Origin of the sequence: Paenibacillus sp. IHB B 3084 (assembly GCF_001447315.1) — a bacterium.
Classification (GTDB): Bacteria; Bacillota; Bacilli; order Paenibacillales; family Paenibacillaceae; genus Paenibacillus.
Map to the genome: position 1 here is coordinate 2,639,587 of NZ_CP013203.1, position 19,938 is coordinate 2,659,524.

Genomic DNA, 19,938 nt, shown 5'->3' on the forward strand with positions numbered 1-19,938 from the left:
ATGGGCGGCGAATTTTTCGATCGGATTCCTCCGCAAAACCTGGAGGCAGAACAGGCGGTTATTGGGTCCATTTTGCTCCAGTCCGAAGCACTGATTACAGCGATGGAGCGGGTGCAGACCGAGGATTTTTACGATAAGGCTCACCAGATGATTTACGAAGCGATGATTGAGCTGGGTGAATCCGGACAGCCGATAGACTTGGTTACCCTGACCTCGAAAATTCAGGACAAGGGTCAGCTGGAGGATATCGGGGGCGTCAGCTATCTGGCGAAGCTGGCTCACGGGGTGCCGACAGCGGCCAACGTGGATTACTACGCTCAGATTATTGAAGAAAAGGCGATGCTCCGCCGATTGATTCGTGCAGCTACGCAGATTGTGAGCGAAGGCTATAGCGGTGGCGAGGACGTTGCCGGTATGCTGAGCGATGCCGAGCGCAAGATTATGGAGATATCCAACGGGCGTTCGGGCAGCGGTTTTATTGCCATCCGCGATGTCGTGATGGAAGTGTTCGACCGGGTGGAATTGCTGCACCAGAACAAGGGCAATACGACCGGGATTCCATCCGGCTTTGTTGATTTGGACAAGATGACGGCGGGTTTCCAGCGCAATGATTTGATCATTGTGGCAGCTCGTCCATCCGTAGGTAAAACAGCGTTCGCCCTGAATATTGCGCAAAACGTTGCGGTTCGGGCGAAGGAGACGGTTGCTATCTTCAGTCTGGAAATGTCGGCGGCCCAGCTCGTTCAGCGGATGATCTGCGCCGAGGCCAATCTGGATGCGAACGTGATGCGGACAGGTGATTTTAAAGGCGACGACGATTGGGCGAAGCTGACGATGGGCATTGCAGCCTTGTCGGAGGCTGAAATTTATATCGACGATACGCCGGGTATTACGGTTGCGGATATCCGTGCCAAGTGCCGCCGTCTCAAGACGGAAAAAGGACTCGGCATGATCGTGATCGACTACTTGCAGCTCATTCATGGGCGCGGGAAATCGGGCGAGAACCGGCAGCAGGAGGTATCCGAAATTTCGCGGACCTTGAAGCAAATTGCCCGTGAGCTGGAAGTGCCTGTAATCGCCCTTTCCCAGTTGAGCCGGGGTGTGGAGCAGCGTCAGGACAAGCGGCCGATGATGAGTGACTTGCGGGAATCCGGTTCCATTGAGCAGGATGCTGATATCGTCGCGTTTCTGTACCGGGATGATTACTACAATCAGGAAACGGAAAAGAAAAATATTATTGAGATTATCATTGCCAAGCAACGTAACGGCCCGGTCGGTACGGTAGAGCTGGTGTTTCTCAAAAATTATAATAAATTCGCCAATTACGAGCGTGCCCATTCGGATGCGTTCGCTGGATAACGGAATGATATATTTGAAAAAAGGCTCTTTCGACGCGGTTCTCGCAATGTCGAAGGGGCCTTTTACATACGATATTCATAAGTTTTTATATAAGGTCCGAAACTCTCAATTACGAACAATACTATTTTCATGTGATATAATGTTCGCTTTTTATTTGACTTTGAAAAATGGTGCTGTTACACTTATAGTGCTGCTTCAACGCAGTGGGGAGATCATTACGCCCGGGGCTTTCCGTACCTACGGAATGTCTGCGACGGACGTTTTTTCCTGCTGTCCGAGAACGCTCCCTATCTGTCCGCTCAGGCGGTTGAAATCGGATATGCGCAGCGCGTCAGCTCAAAATCAGAGTGTCTGTGGGCACTCCACGGAGGAATGAAACATGTCAACTGTAGTCGTTGTGGGAACACAATGGGGAGACGAAGGCAAAGGTAAAATTACGGACTATCTGGCGGAAAGCGCTGAAGTAGTGGCCCGTTACCAAGGCGGAAACAATGCTGGTCATACGATTCTCATTGACGGTAAAAAGTACAAGCTGAGCCTGATTCCATCCGGCGTTTTTTATGAAGATAAAAAGTGTGTCATTGGCAACGGCATGGTAGTTAATCCCGCCGCTCTTATTGAAGAAATTACTTACATTCACGATAATGGCTTCTCTACGAAAAATCTGGTCATTAGTGACCGTGCACATGTTATTATGCCATACCACATCACGTTGGATGTGCTGGAAGAAGACCGCAAAGGACCTAACCAAATCGGTACTACGCGTAAAGGGATCGGCCCTGCTTATATGGATAAAGCTGCTCGTAACGGTATTCGTATTGCTGATTTGCTGGATGCAGAGGAATTCGAAACGAAGCTGCGCCTTCAAGTGAAGGAAAAGAATCAGATGATCGAACAGGTATATGGCGGCGAGCCGCTGAATGTGGAAGACATACTGAAACAATACCTGGAGTATGCAGAATTTGTTCGTCCTTATGTAGGGGATACGTCTGTTGTGCTGAATGATGCGATTGATGCGAATCAAAAGGTACTGTTCGAGGGCGCGCAAGGCGTTATGCTCGATATCGACCAAGGCACGTATCCGTACGTTACGTCCTCGAACCCATCGGCTGGCGGCGTATGTATCGGTTCCGGTGTAGGCCCGTCCAAGATCCAACAGGTCATTGGTGTAGCCAAATCGTACACAACTCGTGTCGGTGACGGTCCATTCCCAACGGAACTGAATGATGAAATCGGCGATTACATCCGTGAAACAGGTCATGAGTATGGTACCGTTACAGGTCGTGCTCGTCGTGTTGGCTGGTTTGATAGTGTGGTTGTACGTCATGCCCGTCGTGTCAGCGGACTTACAGGTTTGTCCTTGAATTCGCTGGACGTATTGACAGGCCTGAAAACGGTGAAAATTTGCACAGGCTACAAGTATCGCGGTGAGGTGATTACGCATTATCCGGCTAGTTTGAAAATGCTGGCGGAGTGCGAGGCCGTATACGAGGAACTGCCAGGCTGGAGCGAAGACATTACTGGCGTGAAAACGCTGGAGGAACTGCCTGAGACTACTCGCAATTACGTACAACGTGTATCTGAGCTGACAGGTATTCCAATTGCAATCTTCTCTGTTGGTCGTAACCGTGACCAAACGAACCAGGTGCTTCCGATTTACCTGTAAGACAGCAGAATTGTTTTCATCTGTTAAGGCGTTATGTCTATTCAATTGTATAGCTATTCCTGCACGTTCAAGGAGAGAGAGGCTGTTAAAAGCCACCCTCTCCTTTTTTTATGTAAAAAGCGTTCCTCTGATTTCCGTCCCCTTTACAAAATCTTATCGCCCATGTCGATTTGTGATAACAAACCCTCTCTATAATCCAGATAGAAAGAGATTCGGACGTCTAGACGTCTTGAGAGGGATGAATTATGAACTGGTATCTTCGCTCACTTGGCACACGCAAAATTATGGAGTTCATCGTGCTCGTTATTTTCGTCATTTTTTTCCTGGGGCCTCTGACTAACCTGTTGCTGCTGGCGGTTTCGGGAAAATGGCAGTATCCTGCACCGTTGCCACAGAGCTTGTCACTGGAATGGTGGAAGTTTGTATTAACCCAGGATGATGTGCTTAGCTCTATATCTCTATCCTTCCTGATCGCCATTACCGTTACAGTCTGCTCGATTATCGTATGTGTTCCCGCTGCCTACGCCTTCGCGCGGATTTCATTTCCGCTGAGTAAGTGGTTTTTGTTTTCATTTTTACTCACGCATGCTTTTCCGAAAATGGGGCTGTACGTGTCCATCGCGGTGTTGTTCTACAAGTTCGGACTGATGAACACCTTTACGGGCATTGTATTGATCCACATGGTGAACACCCTGATGTACATGACCTGGATTCCTTCCTCTGCGTTCCGCAGCGTCCATCGTGCTCAAGAGGAATCTGCCCGGGATGCCGGGGCGGGACCGCTACGGGTTTTCTGGAAAATTACGTTCCCCATGGCGCTGCCCGGCATTGTGGTCGCTTCCATCTTTACATTTCTCGCTTCATTAGATGAGGCGCAGGGAACGCTGCTCGTCGGGACACCGGACTATAAAACGATGCCTGTCATCATGTATTCCATTATTGCGGATTATCCGAGCACAACCGGTGCAGTATTCTCCGTCATTTTGACCTTGCCCACGGTGATCTTACTGCTTGCAGCAAGGCGTTTCGTAAGTGCGGATGTGCTGGCTGGGGGATTCCAGGTGAAATAACGCAATTGGTAAAAAGGAGCCAAAGCTAATGTCCATTCAATTATCCATTCGTGAGTTAACCAAACGCTTTAAGACGGGGGACGGAGTCAAGGGCATTTCACTTGACGTAATGAAAGGGGAACTTGTAACGCTACTCGGTCCTTCCGGCTGTGGTAAAACAACCGTGCTTCGCTCCATTGGCGGCTTTTTGGACCCGGACAGTGGCGACATTCAGATTCAGGGTAAAAGCGTGCTCAAGCTGCCACCCGAAAAGCGCCCGACCGCTATGGTGTTCCAAAGCTATAATTTGTGGCCGCATATGACGGTGTATGACAACCTTGCTTTCGGGTTGAAGATTCGCAAGGTGAAAAAGGCGGAAATCGACCGTCAGGTAAAGGAAGCACTGGCGCTGGTTCGGCTGGAGACAGCAGAGCGTAAAACGCCGGGGCAGCTCTCGGGCGGTCAGCAGCAGCGGGTAGCACTTGCTCGGGCTCTGCTGCTAAAGCCGGATGTATTGCTGCTGGACGAGCCCTTTTCCGCGCTCGATGCGAAGCTGCGCATGGAGATGAGGGAGGAGCTGCGCGACATCCAGACCCAGACGGGGATGACAATGGTGTTCGTCACTCACGATCAGGAGGAGGCGCTGTCCATTTCCGACCGGATTGTCGTTATGAATGCGGGTCGGATTGAGCAGCTCTCTTCGCCGCAGGAGATTTATGACAAGCCACAATCGCTTTTTGTAGCAGGCTTTATTGGCCGGATCAATTTATTAAAGGGGGTGAGCACAGGTCGCAGTGTCTCCGTGAGCGGAATACCGTTTGCACAGGAGCATGAATACACAGGTGAATCCATGGTCGGTGTAAGGCCAGAGGATATTGTTCTGACGACGGAAGAAAACGGCTCTCTGGCTGGAACGATCAGACAAGTGATGATTCTCGGGCATTATGCGGAGGTTTCGCTGGATAGCGGTACCGATCATCTGAAAATGTTTGTGCCGCGTGAACGGGCGGCCGAGCTGCGCAGTGGAGAGCAAATCAGATTCAGCTTCAGTAAAATTGTTACTTTTCCAGCAGCACAGTGAAGATTCACGATCAACCTCTACATCGCATCATTGTCCATCATGAACGCATCATCTGGTGATGCTGCGAACTTGTGCAACTATCTAAAGGAGGCAACAACGTGTTTGGGAAAAAGAAGATGGGTCTGATTTTGTCCGGGGTGCTTAGCTTATCGTTGTTGGCTGGATGTGGAAACGGTGGTAATGCCGCTACGGCTACAGGGGAAGCCAAGGATACGAAAGCGGGAGCAGCTACGGGAACGACGGAAATCTCCTTATACACTGGCGGTTCTTTGAACGTCAAAGAACTGTGGGAAACGTTAATCAAGGACTTTGAAGCTAAAAATGATCACGTTAAGGTCAAACTGGTGTATTTGCCAGCGGGAACCGGGGGCGCATCTACGCTGGATCGTCTGATCGCAGCCAAGAAAAGCGGTCAAACCGATACAGATATCGACCTGTACGAAGGCAGTCTGGATGACATCACCAAAGGGGTAGGCGAAAAGCTGTGGGAAACAGCCGATACTGCCAAGGTTCCCAATTTGAAGAATGTCGATGAAACGTATCTCAAGCAAGTAAACAATCAGGCCATTCCATACCGTGCCTCTTCGGTTGTCCTTGCCTACAACAGCGCAAAAGTGGCGACACCTCCGAAAACAGCCGACGAGCTGTATACGTGGATTCGTCAGCACCCGGGAAAATTTGCTTATAACGACCCGTCCACGGGTGGATCGGGTAGCTCGTTTGTGAACACGGTTATCTATAATTTCCTTCCTCCAGAGGCGATGAACAGTGATGATCCGGCAAATATGAAGAAATGGGATCAAGGCTTCTCGTTGCTCAAAGACCTGGGCCCTTCGATGTACCAAAAGGGAGTCTATCCGAAAAAGAACCAAGGTACGCTTGATATTTTGGCAAGTGGAGAGGTGGACATGGTTCCGGCTTGGTCCGATATGGCGCTCGAACAACTGGCTAAAGGTCTGCTTCCAGACACGGTGAAGCTGACACAGATTGACCCTGCTTTTACAGGCGGTCCCTCTTACCTGATGGTTCCTTCGCTTTCCTCCAAAAAAGAAGCAACACAAGAATTCCTGAACTACGTGCTGACGCCAGAAGCGCAAACGGTTGTTATCAACAAAATGTACGGTTATCCAGGGATTAAGTGGAATCTGATGCCAAGTGAACTGCAAGAAAAATTCAACAGTGTATCTTCTGGATACCGCAGCTTCAACAGTGGCGAGCTTCAGCAGGAAATCTACAAACGCTGGCAAAGTGAAGTAGCGGGCGGTTGATCATGAGTTCATCGTCCAAAAGGGGGATGCTGGGGCTTGCCCTGGTCATCCCGTCTTTTCTCATTTTGCTGGTCGTCGTCATTATTCCGATTCTCTATGCCGTAAAGGAAAGCCTGATAGATCAGCATGGAACAGGCTACGGGCTGGCGAACTATATCCGCCTGTTCACGGAGCCTGCGATGCGAAAAAATATTATATATACAATCAATGTCACGCTGGTTTCGACGGCCCTTACCTTAGTCATCAGCTACGCCTTGGCGATTTATCTGCGATTTGGAAAAGGTTTTGTCGTCAAATGGATCGGCCGATTGTATTTTGTCCCGATGTTCGTTCCCGGCGTAATTGCAACCTATGCGATCATTACGATGTACGGCAATCATGGCTGGGCTGCACGCCTTTTGTTGCCGCTGGGTATTGAAACCATTCCGAGGATTATTTACGACTACAAAGGACTGGTGCTGGCTAATCTGTGGTTTAACATTCCGTTCGCCACGATGCTCCTAAGCTCCGCCTTGGCCAGCATTCCAAACGCTGTTGTAGAGAGTGCCAGAGACGCGGGAGCCAGCACGCTGCAACTGTTTGGGCGCTTTATTTTACCCCTTTCCTACAAAACGATGTGGGTTGCGGTGACCTTCATCTTTATGGGGATTATGGGCAGCTTCACGGCTCCGTTCCTGATCGGCGCCAATTCGCCGCAGGTGCTGGGTGTCGCGATGCAGCAGGTATTTTCCAGCTATCAGGAGACGCATACAGCCAGCGCAATGGCAGTGTTTATGTTTTTGCTGTGTTCTTTTATGGGCTACTTTTATATTCGGACCATGGTGAAGGATGCGGATGCGAGCTAGACGGCCGCTATACACTAAGGAGGTTACAGGGATGAACAGCCAAGCAGAGGTGCAGATTACCGGGTTTAGTGGGCGAGTGTGGGAAAAGGATCTGCTGGATTGCGGGTATCGGATTGCCTTACACAAAGCGGAGGTTGAACTCAGTCCGGGGAATGGATTCCGGTTCACGTTTTCCATGCCGGAAGACGGATTCGCAGAGCTTGATCTGCTCGCCAGATCGGACAGTGATTGGGCTGCTACAGATCGGGAATCCGCTTTCGTGCGCCTCTACCTGAACGAAGCCTATAATCAGGATGTTATTTTGTATTATGGCAGCAGTCAGGGAGTGTACACACGTTTGTTGGGGTATCTAAAAGAAGGCGATTATGAGGTGTACGCCGAATTTCGCGAGCTGGAATCGGCTCCGCTTGTATCCAGAGCGTGGATCGACGGGGTTGAACTGCGCTGTGTGGCCGATTCGTCTCCAAGGTCGCTGATTTATCGTCACACCCCACTTTTATACGGTCGCAATCTGGCACATCCCTATGAGAACCGCTTTACGGATACACCGCTTGTTCTGTTCTACTCCGTGGAAGAGAATGAGGGGAAAACGGTCATTGAATACCAGATGATGTACAGCCATGAGGATGAAGGAACGCCCGCACCGCTGCTCATGAGCAAATGGGGGAGAACCACCGATATCGAATGGATGTACCGCGTCGAGCTGGATGCCAGGGGCAATGTTCTGGATGCTGTTTTCCAGGGGGCACATCATATTACGACTGCGTTTAATGGCAACTATGATCTGGGCGGGCATCCTGTTCTCCAATCCGCAACAACCAATGGAAACTTTAAAGATAACATTTCATCGGACTATCGTTTTATGCTGTCGCCTGCTTTCCAGTGGAAGCCAGAGGAAGAGCCGCGTGAAGCGGTCATGAGCCGTTTTCCCTTTGCTTATCAGGTAACTCAATGGGAGATGGAGCGTCAGCAGGAGCTGGAAATGCCGTCAAATGCGTCTTCCATTATGCTTGCCCACCAGCGCAGCTATGTATTTATCCAGACTTCAAAACGCCCCTTAAAGGATTCCAGCAGTGAATCGTCTCCAGCGTCCAAGCCGGGCTTTAACCGACGCGAGGAAGATGCCTGTGTGGATATCGAGCTTCGCCTTCACGGCTCGGAGCAGTGGTATTCATCGTGCTATCATGATCTGCGACTGGGTGATTTCAGGGCTGCTTATGAGGGTGCAGAGTCGCATTTTTCTACAACGGTCAAGTTATCTGGAGAGGCTGTGCTTGAGGATATAGCCGAAATTAGAGCCGTATTGCTGGAGGGCGGTGCGGACAGCATGGAAGTGGCTGGACTGTATGCTTTTACGCTAAACGAGGAAAACCTGCCGCAGTTTCCTGGTATTCGTACGGACCGGGTGATTGAGCTAACGCGGCTTCAACCAGCGGGTATTTTATGGGCAGCAGGCAAAGACGGGGCGGGTGCTGGCGACCATACTGTAAATCGTACTGTGAACCATGCTGTGGATGACCCGACAAGTCAGGATGGAGAGTCATGAGCAGACTACTGTATGTGGAAGGAACGGTCGATAGAACCTGCACCCAGAGCCATATTACGTACTCTTTTCACATCCCACAGCCTACTGACACGATCCGCATTCACTTCTCTTACACCCCAAGTTATTGGAGGATCAAGAGCAAGCGCGAGAAATTATTGAGGAAAGCATGAGCAAATACGGATACGACGAGCCGGGGAATTCATCCGATCTGTGGAAGAAGTATATACCGCTGCAAAATTTATTGACGTTGTCTGTCGATGACCCTCTCCGTCACCGGGGAAATGCACACCGTCCCGAGATGCAGCAGGAGCATTGGCTCGGTTCGTCTGCGGCTTCGCCGGGATTCCTTGCAGGAGATAATCCGGCGGGCATGTGGCGGATCACCGTCAGTTTGCATGCCGTTGTGACCGAGACGCTTGTTTACCAAATTCACGTATTGGGGGAGGGAGCCATATATGCTTAAATGGATTCCGTCTGAGCTTCACACCCATACGCTTCACAGTGACGGAAAGCAAACGCTGGAGGAGCTTGCCCAAAGCGCAGCGGACCTCGGGCTTGAATGCATCGCTATGACGGATCACAACACCCAGTCGGCACTTGTGGATCAGGAACGGGTCCAGCAGCAGTTCGGTGTCCCGATCATTTCAGGGATGGAGTGGACGACCTTTTACGGACATATGCTGACGCTGGGAGTAGACCGCTTTATTGACTGGCGTGTGTTGGGACCGGATGACATTCATGAGGGAATCCGGCAGGTGCATGAGCAGGGAGGCATTGCAGGGCTTGCTCATCCATTCAGGATCGGAAGTCCGATCTGTACGGGGTGCTTTTGGGAATACACCATTCAGGACTGGCATGAGGTCGATTATATTGAGGTCTGGTCAACGCTTATGCCGTCTATTAAGCGGGATAGCCAGCGGGCGTTTGCCATGTGGACGGATTTATTGAATCAGGGGTATCGCATCACGGCGGTAAGCGGTCGGGACTGGCATGTATCCAAACCGGATGATGCGCTTCCGGCTGTCACGTATCTGGGTATTCATGGTGAAGCAGAAGAGCAGGAGAGCTTAGTTAACCGGGCAGTTGAGGCGATCCGCCTCGGTTCGGTGTCGGTTACGATGGGACCGTTACTGACAATGTCGGCACAAATTAATGACAGCGATAAGCGGTATGGTATCGGCGAATGTGTAGAGCTGGCTGTGGAGGATTCACTGTCCGTGACGGTTCAATTGGATGTGGAAACGAGAGCAGCCCATTACAACCTTGAGCCTCAGAACCTTCGCCTTCTGCTGACAAGCGGCCAGGGGGTATGCTCCGAAACTTATATCCCTGCTCAATCAGGTGAATATACGCTATCATTACAAGATCCAACAGGAAAAGGCTGGGTGCGAGCCGAATTATATGGATATATGGAAGATTGCGTCACGATGATTGCCTTTACAAATCCGATGTATATCACTTGAACTCAGGTCACTATAATAGAAAGGCTGGGCTTTGGACGGTGTCAACAAAACAAGAGAACATTAAGCAGCTTATAGAGGAATATATAGAGGTCAACCAAATTGAGCCGGGCGAGAGGCTGCCTTCGGAAGCTGCACTTTCCCGATTGTTCTGCGTCTCGCGTGCGACGCTACGGGGAGCCGTCCGCCAGTTGGAAACGGAAGGCAAGCTGTTGGTGAAGCACGGGAGTGGTACGTTCGCTACTTGCCCGCTGCCGAGCATTCCAAGCTCGCTGGACCGCCTGTACAGCATCGGGGACATGATTCGTTCGGCAGGGTTGCGGGAAGATGAGCAGTTGGAATCTATCCAGAGGATGACGATTTGTCCCCCCGATATTGCCGAACGAATGAGGTTTTCCGAGAATGAGCCCATGATTGTTCTGGAGCGGACTCGCACAGCCGATGGAGAAGCGGTAGCCCATTCTATCAATTGGATGCCGGAGACATTGGCAGGTTCGATTTTGGAGGGTGGGTCTTTTTCGGGTTCGCTTTTTCAAAGCCTGGAACTTAAAGCCGGGGTACGAATCGTTGGCGCGTATTCGGAGCTTACCGTCCCGAGTCATGACGATGCCCATATGACGCGTCTGTTGAAGCATCCGCAGGCCACGGTGTTACTGCTCAAGCAGCTTCATTACGATGAGCTGAACAGACAGGTGTTGTATTCACTGGATTATGTCCGCAGCGATATTTTCCATTTCTGGGTGCGTCGTACACGCTGATTCATGGAAGCATCACATCTACTATCCAATCGTGCTAGTTTTACATATTCCAAGGGTTAAAAATCGTCATATCTCGTCAATACTGATCTATATGCACTTCATGATGATACACATGGCAGGATGCGTATAAGGAGGTAACGAGATATGAGGTGGCTTGGATGGCTGCTTAAAAAGGAATGACGGTGGTGCTGGTCAGCGCTTTAACGCTGGCGGTAACAGGTGTGGTCGTGAATGCCTATGTCCAATCGCTGCTGCGGCAGTTTAACATCCAACTGGATCATCAGCCAGTATGGGGATTGGGCTGGCTGAATGGAAGCTCTGGTACTGATAAAAGTACAGATACGGGAAAAAACAAAGCTACGGGCGGCGGTTCGGAAAGTGTAAAACCGCCTGATGATGCTTTACCTGTCATGGGACAGGGCTTGGAAGCGAACGGGAGCGGCACGGGAGGCATGGGTACCAGTGGGGCAACGAATGGGAAAACCCCGCAGGAGGGCGGTTCTTCGTCGGCTGGTGCATCTGGCAACGCGTCACAGGAACGAGCAGAAGGTACAACTGCACCTGAAACGAGTATTGAAGGTCATGACCTGGTCATTACGCCTGATAGTTTGACGGAAAAGAAGAATAGCTTACCCGCAGAGCAGAAGCAGGAAATTTTCGCGATTCTGATGAATAAGCTACCGCCGGAGGAAATGCAGAAAATATCAGCCGCGATGGAAGGCGGTCTGACCGAGCAAGAGCTTCAGGATATTCAGCAGGTGCTTGCCAAATATTTGACCAAAGAGGAATACAACAAGCTGATGGGTATGCTTAAATAGACATGCTCACAATAGAACTGTGGAATCCGCGCCGGGCGCGGATTTTTTGCGTGTCAGGAAGGATCTGGAGTGTAGTTGAATTCTTTGTAAAAGCTATGTTAAAGTAAACAGTGTCGCGTAAAGGTTAAAATTTTGAAACCTTTTACGCAACTATGCAATGATAGATAGCGACTAATATCATAGATGCTTGTGAATACAGGCTGGATTCATAGGGTGAAAGACCAATAACGAACGCATTTATATAGAGACAAGATATGCTGAAAAGGAGAGAATCATGGAGGTTTTGAAGGAGAAGCATTCACCAGACAGCATGAATGAAGATTCGAGCATGGAAGACAAGCCTGCTGGGAAAGCGGGAAAAATAGCAAAGTGGTGGAGCGGACAGAGAAAATGGTTGAGCTGGACCGCAGGCGGTGTAGTGATTGCAGGCAGTCTTATTTTTGCGGGTAATCAATATGTCGGGGCCAATACGGTCCCTTATTATAAAGTGTATGTACAGGGTGTCGAGGTCGGAAGCATCCTCAATGAGCAACAGCTAAAGCAATTGTATGCAACGAAGAGCAAGCAATATAAGGACAAGTATCCCGGTGTGGACATGGTGCTCAATACGAGCGCGGTAACGACAGGCATTGAAAAGGCGTACAAAGTGGATATCGACAGCGGAGCAACACTGAAGAAGCTGGACGGTATGCTGACTGCGTATGCCAAAGGAGTAGAAGTAAAGGTCAATGGCCAGACGGTCGGTATTGTAAAGGATAAAGCGACTGCGCAGGCGGCTTTGAAGCAAGTGCAGAAGAAATACACACCTGCGGGTGAAGGCACGGCTACAGGCATCAAGGGACTGGTTCGCAAAACATCCGTGGGCAGCAGTCATGCAAGTACCAGTAGCAAAACCCCTAAAGCGTGGCTGGAGTCTGCTAGTATTCGTGAGAAAATTGCATACGAGCCTGTAAAAGCAGACCCGAACAAGGTGCTGACTGAGGCAGAAGCGGTTACAGCGCTGACCGAAGCGCGTGAGGCACCCGTAACGTACACAGTACAGGAAGGCGATTCCTTGTCGTCGATTGCGAATAAATTTAATATGACCGCTTGGGAGATTAAGCAGAACAATCCCGGCTCGCGTGAGCGGTATCTGCAAATCGGGGATGAACTGAAGCTCACGGCTCCAAAGGCTCCGGTTACGGTCCGGACGGTGGAGAAAGTCGTCGAGCAGATTGCCATTGAGCCTGAGATTGAGGTTCGCCAAAGTGATGAACTGAAAGCAGGAGTTACCAAGGTTGTCAGACCGGGACAAGCAGGGTTGAAGGAAATGGATTACCGTCTGACCAAGGAGAACGGCGAGGTCGTGCAAGAGGAATGGCTCGGTCAAAAGGTATTGCAGCCGTCTGTTACCGAGGTGGTTCTGAAAGGAACGAAGGTCGTAGGTGAAGGCTCGGGACAGTTCGCTTGGCCGGTGTCCGGCGCAACGATGTCGAGCAGCTTTGGTGCACGCTGGGGACGTATGCATGAGGGTGTCGATTTGGTTGGCAGTCCTGACATTCACGCATCGGATGAAGGTGTAGTTACATTTGCAGGTCAGCAGAATGGCTACGGCAATGTCATTATGATCGACCATCGTAACGGCTACCAGACGGTGTACGGGCATTTGAGCAGCATTGGCGTTCAAGTAGGACAGGTGGTTCAGCAAGGCGAGTCGATCGGAGTTATGGGTAACACGGGACGCTCGACAGGAACACATCTGCATTTTGAAATTCGTAAAGAGAATACGCCACGCAATCCAATGACGTATTTAAGATAGATGGATCGTTTATAACGATGAGTTATTGATGATTCATGAGGTTACGGGGGAAGGCCATGTTTTTCTGCATGCTTAACAGTAGTGCAGGCATGGCTTTTTTCGTGTAAGAAAAAGGGGCTGGACAAGTGATGGAATGCCGTGCGGGTATGGTAGAATAGAATAAGCAGCTTATGGACACTGACAAACGAAAGTTAATATATAACATGATCCGTGAGAAGAGGTGAGCGCTGTATGCAGGGAACGATTCTGGTGGTGGATGATGAACAGCCTATCGCTGATATTTTGAAATTTAATTTGGAAAAAGAGGGCTATCAGGTGATTTGCGCCTTCGATGGAATCAGCGCGGTGGATATCGCGGTCAAGCAGCAGCCTGACCTGATTCTGCTCGACCTGATGCTGCCGGGGATGGACGGCATGGACGTGTGCCGCGAGGTGCGCGGGCATCAGCTACAGACGCCGATTATTATGCTGACTGCCAAAGACGGCGAAATCGACAAGGTGTTGGGGCTGGAACTGGGCGCAGATGATTATGTGACGAAGCCGTTCAGCACACGGGAATTGCTGGCGCGGGTGAAGGCACAGATGCGCAGACAGCAACGCGGCGGGGGAGGCACGTCGGAAAGCCGCTCGCAGGAAGAGAAGCAGGGGCTGCGGGTGGCGGACCTCTTTTTTGATACGGATATGTATACAGCTTACAAAAACGGTACACCGCTCGATCTGACGCACCGGGAGTATGAGCTTCTGTATTATATGGCGAAAAATGCCGGGAAGGTCATGACGCGGGAGCATTTGCTCCAGGCGGTGTGGGGCTTCGAATACTATGGGGATGTGCGGACGGTGGATGTGACGATCCGGCGGCTGCGCGAGAAGATTGAGGAAAACCCGAGCAAGCCGGAGACGATCCTGACGCGCCGTGGACTCGGATACATTATTAGCGGGGGCAAAGGTGGCCTGCGGGCATGAGATGGCTGTCTTTCTTTCGTACTATTCATGCGAAGCTGATCATTATTTATGTGCTGTTGATTTTGGTGGCGATGCAGCTGATCGGGGTTTATTTTGTCAGCTCGATGAAGAACTCTCTGACGAGTAACTTTACACAGGACTTGCAGGCACGGGCGGAAATGCTGTCCGTGCTGGCAGAACAAGATCTGAGCGGCAGTGACGGTAAAATGGAGGAAGACAGCGTAGAAAGTTTGCGTGCACGCGTGAATAATCTGTTTGATTTCAGCGGCGCAGAAATTCAGGTGCTGGATGCCAGCGGTAAGGTGCTGATTACGTCCCAAGGCTCACACGCCGATTATGTCGGACGCAAGAATACGCAGACGGTGGTCAGCCGCGCACTCCAGGGTATCCGTGACAACGAGGAATACATGGTGGACGAGGATAATGTCCGCAAGAAGGTCGTTGCCAAGCCCGTCATCAGCCAAGGCAAGATTGTCGGCGCAGTGTATATCGCTGCCTCCATGAGCGAGCTGTACGATACGATGAAACGCATTAACAATGTGTTTCTATCAGGCATGCTCATTGCATTGGCGTTGACGGCTGTGCTGGGCGTGGTGCTGGCGCATACGATTACACACCCGATCAAGGTGATGACGCGTCATGCGACAGAGGTTGCCGAGGGCAAATTCGACCAGCAGATGCCTGTGTTTGGCGACGATGAGATCGGCAGGCTCAGCGTGGCCTTTAACTATATGACAGGCCGCTTGCGCGAGGCGTTGTCGCAAAATGAAGAGGAGAAAGAAAAGCTCTCCTCCATCTTGACCAACATGAGCGACGGTGTGGTCGCTACAGATGACAATGGCCGGGTTATTCTGGTCAACCGCCGAGCCAGCGCGATGCTGGGCGTGAACGAGAACGAAATGACCGGCAGACATATCGCGGTGCTGCTCGGTATCGACCCGGAGGAAACCGAGGCCCTGTACAGCGGTTCTTCGGCTTCCACGCTGTTACAACTGGAGCCCGCGGGTCAGGACGAGCCGATCGTTATCCGCGTGACGTTCACGCCGATTCATCGGCGTGAATTCGGCATCACGGGAACGATTGCGGTGCTTCAGGACGTGACGGAGCAGGAGGAAATGGAGACAACACGGCGGGAGTTCGTAGCGAATGTATCGCATGAGCTGCGCACCCCGTTGACGACGATCCGCAGCTATGCCGAAGCGCTGGATGACGGGGCAATGGGTGAACCGCAGCTCGCGGAGCGTTTCGTAGGCGTGATCCGCAACGAGACGGAGCGTATGATCCGGTTAGTTACGGATTTGCTGCATCTGTCGCGGCTGGATTCCAATGAGGCGCCTTTGCGGATGCAGCCTGCGGATGTGATGGAGATGCTGGACGAAGTCGCGGATCGATTTTCTTTTCAAATGAAGCAAAAGAATATCCGGTCTGGAATGTTCGTGGAGCAGGGGATCGGCAAGGTCGTGATTGACCGGGATCAAATTGAGCAGGTGTTGGACAATCTGATGTCCAATGCTTTGAAATATACGCCGGAGGGCGGAAATATTCGAATTGAAGCTCGCCGTAATAGTGAGGAAATGCTGGCTATTTCGGTTCAGGATACCGGAATCGGGATTCCGAAAAAGGATTTGGACCGGATTTTTGAACGGTTTTACCGTGTGGACAAGGCCAGATCGCGCAATATGGGTGGCACAGGCTTGGGGCTATCGATTGCCCGGGAAATTGTAAAGGCGCATGGGGGCCAGATTTTTCTGGAGTCAGAATACGGTCAGGGAACCTGTACGACCTTTACGCTACCCATGTCGGGTGAAGGGAGGGAAGCACAGTGAAGGAACGTTTGAAGTCATGGGCGCTTATTTTGCTGGTTGCTTCCAGCCTCGTACAGAGTTATTTTCTGATTTATCGCCTTCCGGGCAGTGATTCTGTACTTACCTCAGAGACAAACTATGTTAAAACCGAGAGCATGGGACAGGAGAAAAGGATTGAAAATCTCGTGTTTCCCGATAAAATGCTGATTCACCAAGGGCAAAATAAGCACACCGTTTTTTATCCGGGAGTTGCTTTCTATGATTTGATTTTTAAACGGCTGGAAAGCCGGAGCTTTAACAGCTTTCAACGTCGGAGTATCCAGTCGGCGGATTGGGCGCGGATTCGCAGCGAGAATGAGGGCATGGAATTGACCTTTTCGGGGGGCGTTCCTGTTTCACTGCTGGAGAGGGTCATGCGTCTGACGCCGGATTCTGTATTTCAGGGAGAGACGATTAACCGTATCTGGATCTATATAGATGAGAAAAATGCCAAGCCGCACGCTCTCTTTTTCAGTGCCAGAGGTGATGTGGTGTATGAGGCGAATCAGTTCGATATGACGGTGGAGGATATCCGGCAGCATGTGAATTTCGGTGAAAATGCCCCGTTGTACGAGCTGGTGGATAATCAGTATTACATTCCCGCAGATAACCTGGAGACGGTGCAGCCCGTGGTATATGCCGGGTTGTTCACGACAGAGCAGATGCAACGGAATTTATTTTTCGATCCGGGGATTACGCGTAATATTCAGGAGAAGGATGGTTCCCAAATTTATACAGACAGCAAGCGCAGTCTGCAAATCAAGCAGGATCAGCGATGGATGAGCTATACCGATCCCAGCGCCCCAGGAGCGAGCGGAAGCAGCCCGATTAGGGATGTGTTGGCCGCGGTTGATTTTGTAAATCAACATGGCGGCTGGGATGCTTCTTATCAACTGAAAATCAGAAGCAGCGATGAAAATCGTACAAGCGTGCTGTTTCAGCAGTATTACGGGGCTTATCCGGTGCTGGATACGCCATCCTTCCGGTTTGGCACGATTTTGTTGGAAATCCAGCAGGAAACGGCATCCGTCTATGATCGTTCGCTGTTGTATCTAAAGGGCGGCGAACAATCCTCGAAAAAGATTATGCTTCCAGGCGGCGAAACTTTGAAGAAGCAGTTGGAAGCTGTAGCCAAAGGGAAAACGATTAGAAATCTGACCCCTGTATATCAGCCGGAGCTGACAAATGATGGGTTAAAGCTCGTTCCCGAGTGGCGGGTTACGTTGGGCGATGGTTCAGTGGCAGAGATTCACGCTGTGGCCGTAACAGCGACAACGTCGAGTACACCGCAAACACAGCAATCTCAGGAGTCAAAGAAGTGACCATATAGGCTTATGGCAGAAAGGGGGAACGGGAATGGATTGGAGCCGCGCGAAAAACGTACTGATCTGTACATTTTTGCTGCTCAATGTAGTGCTGGGGCGCCAGTTGTGGAATGATGCGCAGGAAACGGCAGGGCCGAATCTGGATTTTACTTCATTGGATGAAAATACGCAGCGTTTAATGGAAGAAAAGAGCATTCAGGTGCTGGCTCCGATTCCCGGGGATACCCCGCAGCTGCCCAAGCTTTCCTACACGTATGTTCATAGTGGGAAAAAGGATGATCGCGTGCAGCTGGTAAAGCCGGTAGACAGCAAGCTTGTATTCACTCACGATTCGCTGGTTGAGGCATTACAGCCGCAAATCAAGGATATCGACAACTACCAGTATGATCCACTGGATGTACAGGAGGAGCCGGCATCCGGACAGACGGACGCTTTTGTGCTGCATCCGTTGGTACAGGATAAATGGCCGCTGTTTAATGTGAAGCTGGCCCTGTTTTACAGTAATCAGAAAATTACCGGATATCGCAAAATTCAGGTCGATCTCCAGCCCTCGGATGAAGCGAAGAAAATGCTGCCTGCATCCAAGGCGCTGGCACGGTTGATTGACAGTTATTTGCCGCGTGATGCGATTGTGAAGGATATACGGCTTGGTTATTACGGACAAACCTTTAACTCGGATAGCCAGGTAGCTGCGCCTGTATGGCGGTTTATGCTGGATAACGGGCAAGGCGTGTATTACGTGCAGATGAATGGAGATGTCATAAGTCCAAAGACAGAACAAACAGAAGGGTCTTGAACAAATATGGGGATTTCATTTACCGTGCTGTCGAGCGGTTCGACCGGCAACGCCACCGTTGTCCGGAACGAAGACACGACATTACTCATCGACGCAGGTCTCAGCGCGAAGCGTATTGATGAATTGCTAAAAGAACGCGATCTGAGCGGAGAAGAGTTGGATGGTATTTTGGTCACACATGAGCATTCCGATCATGTTAAAGGACTAGGCGCCATGGCGCGTAAATATAATTTACCTGTGTATGCGAATGAGAAGACGTGGTTTGCCATCAGTAATGCCGTTGGTCAGATTGCGGACGATAACCGCAGAATATTGGAGACAGGCGGAACACGGGAATTTGAATCGTTGCGCGTAGAGTCTTTTGGCATATCCCATGATGCGGCTGAGCCGGTAGGCTATAGCTTTTACGATGGGGCAGAAAAGCTCAGTGTAGCCACTGATCTCGGCTATGTCAGCGACAAGGTGAAGCAGGCCATTTCAGACGCAGATGTATTGGTATTGGAGTCTAATCATGATGTGGAAATGCTGCGCATGGGGCGTTATCCATGGAACATCAAGCGCCGTATTCTCAGCGATATCGGTCACTTATCCAATGAAATGGCGGGCGCGATCCTTAGCGAGCTGCTGACAGGGCGGACGAAGCGAACGTATTTGGCGCATTTGAGCCGCGACCACAATATGATGGAGCTGGCAAAGCTGACGGTGCGCGGGGCGATGGAAGACCGCGGCTGCTTTTACAAGGACAGTGAGTTCCGATTGTGTGATACGTATTATGACCGTCCTACACCGTGGGATAAGGTGAGTGAGTCATAAAACTATCCAGCTCAGCGGCTTTGCGTTCTACCTCTTCGCGGGTCACAATGCCTTTGTCTACCAGTAGCTCAATGAGTGTACTTAACGCCAGAGTGTTGCGGTAATGCTCGTCTTTCAGATCCGCAAGCTTGGCAGCTATACGAACTTCATCCATAGCTGAGCGATGTTGATTCATCATACATTCCTCCTGTTAAAATATTTAGAAAATGGCGTGTGATCAGCTTGGTTCTGCCTGTGGTTTTGCTGGGTGCTGTGATACAATAAAGCTAACAACTGAAAGCTTTCTGAAAGAAAGCTCATATCGGAAGCATAAGCTGTTACAAGCGAACGGGAACAGGCCAGAACGTCTCTATGAGACGATCATTTTGTAATAGAATAGAAGACTTGTTACTATTGTAGTCAATTGATTTGGAAATCATTCCTCCTTTTTCCTCTATTCGGAGTGAATTGCGGCGTGTATGCTGGTTAATGAGATCAGGATGCTTAGGGAGGCCCCATTTGTGGTGATTAATAAGTAGGCTGAAATGAGCGGTTGTTTCGGTCATGGGG

17 protein-coding genes and 1 pseudogene are annotated in these 19,938 nt (G+C 50.6%); 17 read left to right on the top strand and 1 reads right to left on the bottom strand.

The features are described 5' to 3' along the window. The 17 genes and pseudogenes from dnaB (at nt 1) to ASL14_RS12400 (ending at nt 19,389) form a co-directional block, all read left to right on the top strand. Complete coding sequence (gene dnaB, locus ASL14_RS12320; RefSeq protein WP_014278975.1) at nt 1–1,359, top strand: replicative DNA helicase; 1,359 nt, start codon at nt 1–3, stop codon at nt 1,357–1,359. Nucleotides 1,360–1,738: 379 nt separating this feature from the next. Then, nucleotides 1,739–3,025: an adenylosuccinate synthase gene (locus tag ASL14_RS12325; protein ID WP_134911783.1), complete on the top strand. Its 1,287-nt coding sequence runs from the start codon at nt 1,739–1,741 to the stop codon at nt 3,023–3,025. Between the two features lie 245 nt (nt 3,026–3,270). Beyond that, nucleotides 3,271–4,095 carry an ABC transporter permease gene (locus ASL14_RS12330; protein ID WP_025683712.1) on the top strand — a complete coding sequence of 275 codons (825 nt, stop codon included), beginning with the start codon at nt 3,271–3,273 and terminating at the stop codon, nt 4,093–4,095. Between the two features lie 28 nt (nt 4,096–4,123). Beyond that, entirely contained in the window at nt 4,124–5,155 is a 1,032-nt protein-coding gene (locus ASL14_RS12335; RefSeq protein WP_134911784.1) for an ABC transporter ATP-binding protein, read from the top strand. A gap of 98 nt (nt 5,156–5,253) precedes the next feature. Continuing rightward, a complete protein-coding gene (locus ASL14_RS12340; RefSeq protein WP_134911785.1) occupies nt 5,254–6,423 on the top strand; it encodes an extracellular solute-binding protein in 1,170 nt (389 codons plus the stop codon). A gap of 2 nt (nt 6,424–6,425) precedes the next feature. Then, entirely contained in the window at nt 6,426–7,268 is an 843-nt protein-coding gene (locus tag ASL14_RS12345) for an ABC transporter permease (protein WP_044648126.1), read from the top strand. 31 nt (nt 7,269–7,299) lie between these two features. Then, nucleotides 7,300–8,814, top strand: a complete 1,515-nt coding sequence (locus tag ASL14_RS12350) for a hypothetical protein (RefSeq protein WP_134911786.1) — start codon at nt 7,300–7,302, stop codon at nt 8,812–8,814. Nucleotides 8,815–8,980: 166 nt separating this feature from the next. Further along, a complete protein-coding gene (locus ASL14_RS28015) occupies nt 8,981–9,277 on the top strand; it encodes a hypothetical protein (protein ID WP_223264295.1) in 297 nt (98 codons plus the stop codon). Then, on the top strand, nt 9,270–10,277 hold the full coding sequence (locus ASL14_RS12360) for a CehA/McbA family metallohydrolase (RefSeq protein ID WP_134911787.1): 1,008 nt from the start codon (nt 9,270–9,272) through the stop codon (nt 10,275–10,277). Before ASL14_RS28015 ends, ASL14_RS12360 begins: the two co-directional genes overlap by 8 nt. Nucleotides 10,278–10,315: 38 nt before the next feature. Next, complete coding sequence (locus ASL14_RS12365) at nt 10,316–11,032, top strand: GntR family transcriptional regulator (RefSeq protein WP_134911788.1); 717 nt, start codon at nt 10,316–10,318, stop codon at nt 11,030–11,032. A 144-nt stretch (nt 11,033–11,176) separates the two neighbouring features. After that, nucleotides 11,177–11,850: pseudogene (locus ASL14_RS12370) on the top strand (hypothetical protein). Nucleotides 11,851–12,124: 274 nt separating this feature from the next. Further along, nucleotides 12,125–13,648 carry a M23 family metallopeptidase gene (locus tag ASL14_RS12375; RefSeq protein WP_134911789.1) on the top strand — a complete coding sequence of 508 codons (1,524 nt, stop codon included), beginning with the start codon at nt 12,125–12,127 and terminating at the stop codon, nt 13,646–13,648. Nucleotides 13,649–13,879: 231 nt separating this feature from the next. Beyond that, nucleotides 13,880–14,611, top strand: coding sequence for a response regulator YycF (gene yycF, locus ASL14_RS12380; protein WP_134911790.1), 732 nt, complete (start codon nt 13,880–13,882; stop codon nt 14,609–14,611). A gap of 71 nt (nt 14,612–14,682) precedes the next feature. Next, nucleotides 14,683–16,437: a cell wall metabolism sensor histidine kinase WalK gene (walK, locus tag ASL14_RS12385; protein ID WP_442953260.1), complete on the top strand. Its 1,755-nt coding sequence runs from the start codon at nt 14,683–14,685 to the stop codon at nt 16,435–16,437. Further along, a complete protein-coding gene (locus ASL14_RS12390) occupies nt 16,434–17,777 on the top strand; it encodes a YycH family regulatory protein (RefSeq protein WP_134911792.1) in 1,344 nt (447 codons plus the stop codon). The genes walK and ASL14_RS12390 overlap by 4 nt, the downstream gene beginning before the upstream one ends. Nucleotides 17,778–17,811: 34 nt before the next feature. Further along, complete coding sequence (gene yycI / locus ASL14_RS12395) at nt 17,812–18,576, top strand: two-component system regulatory protein YycI (RefSeq protein WP_134911793.1); 765 nt, start codon at nt 17,812–17,814, stop codon at nt 18,574–18,576. A gap of 6 nt (nt 18,577–18,582) precedes the next feature. Beyond that, nucleotides 18,583–19,389 carry an MBL fold metallo-hydrolase gene (locus ASL14_RS12400; protein WP_134911794.1) on the top strand — a complete coding sequence of 269 codons (807 nt, stop codon included), beginning with the start codon at nt 18,583–18,585 and terminating at the stop codon, nt 19,387–19,389. On the opposite strand, the gene ASL14_RS12405 is transcribed toward ASL14_RS12400, so the two are convergent. Continuing rightward, entirely contained in the window at nt 19,358–19,564 is a 207-nt protein-coding gene (locus ASL14_RS12405; RefSeq protein ID WP_134914527.1) for a hypothetical protein, read from the bottom strand. The two genes, ASL14_RS12400 and ASL14_RS12405, sit on opposite strands and share 32 nt — an antisense overlap. Nucleotides 19,565–19,938: the final 374 nt, after the last annotated feature.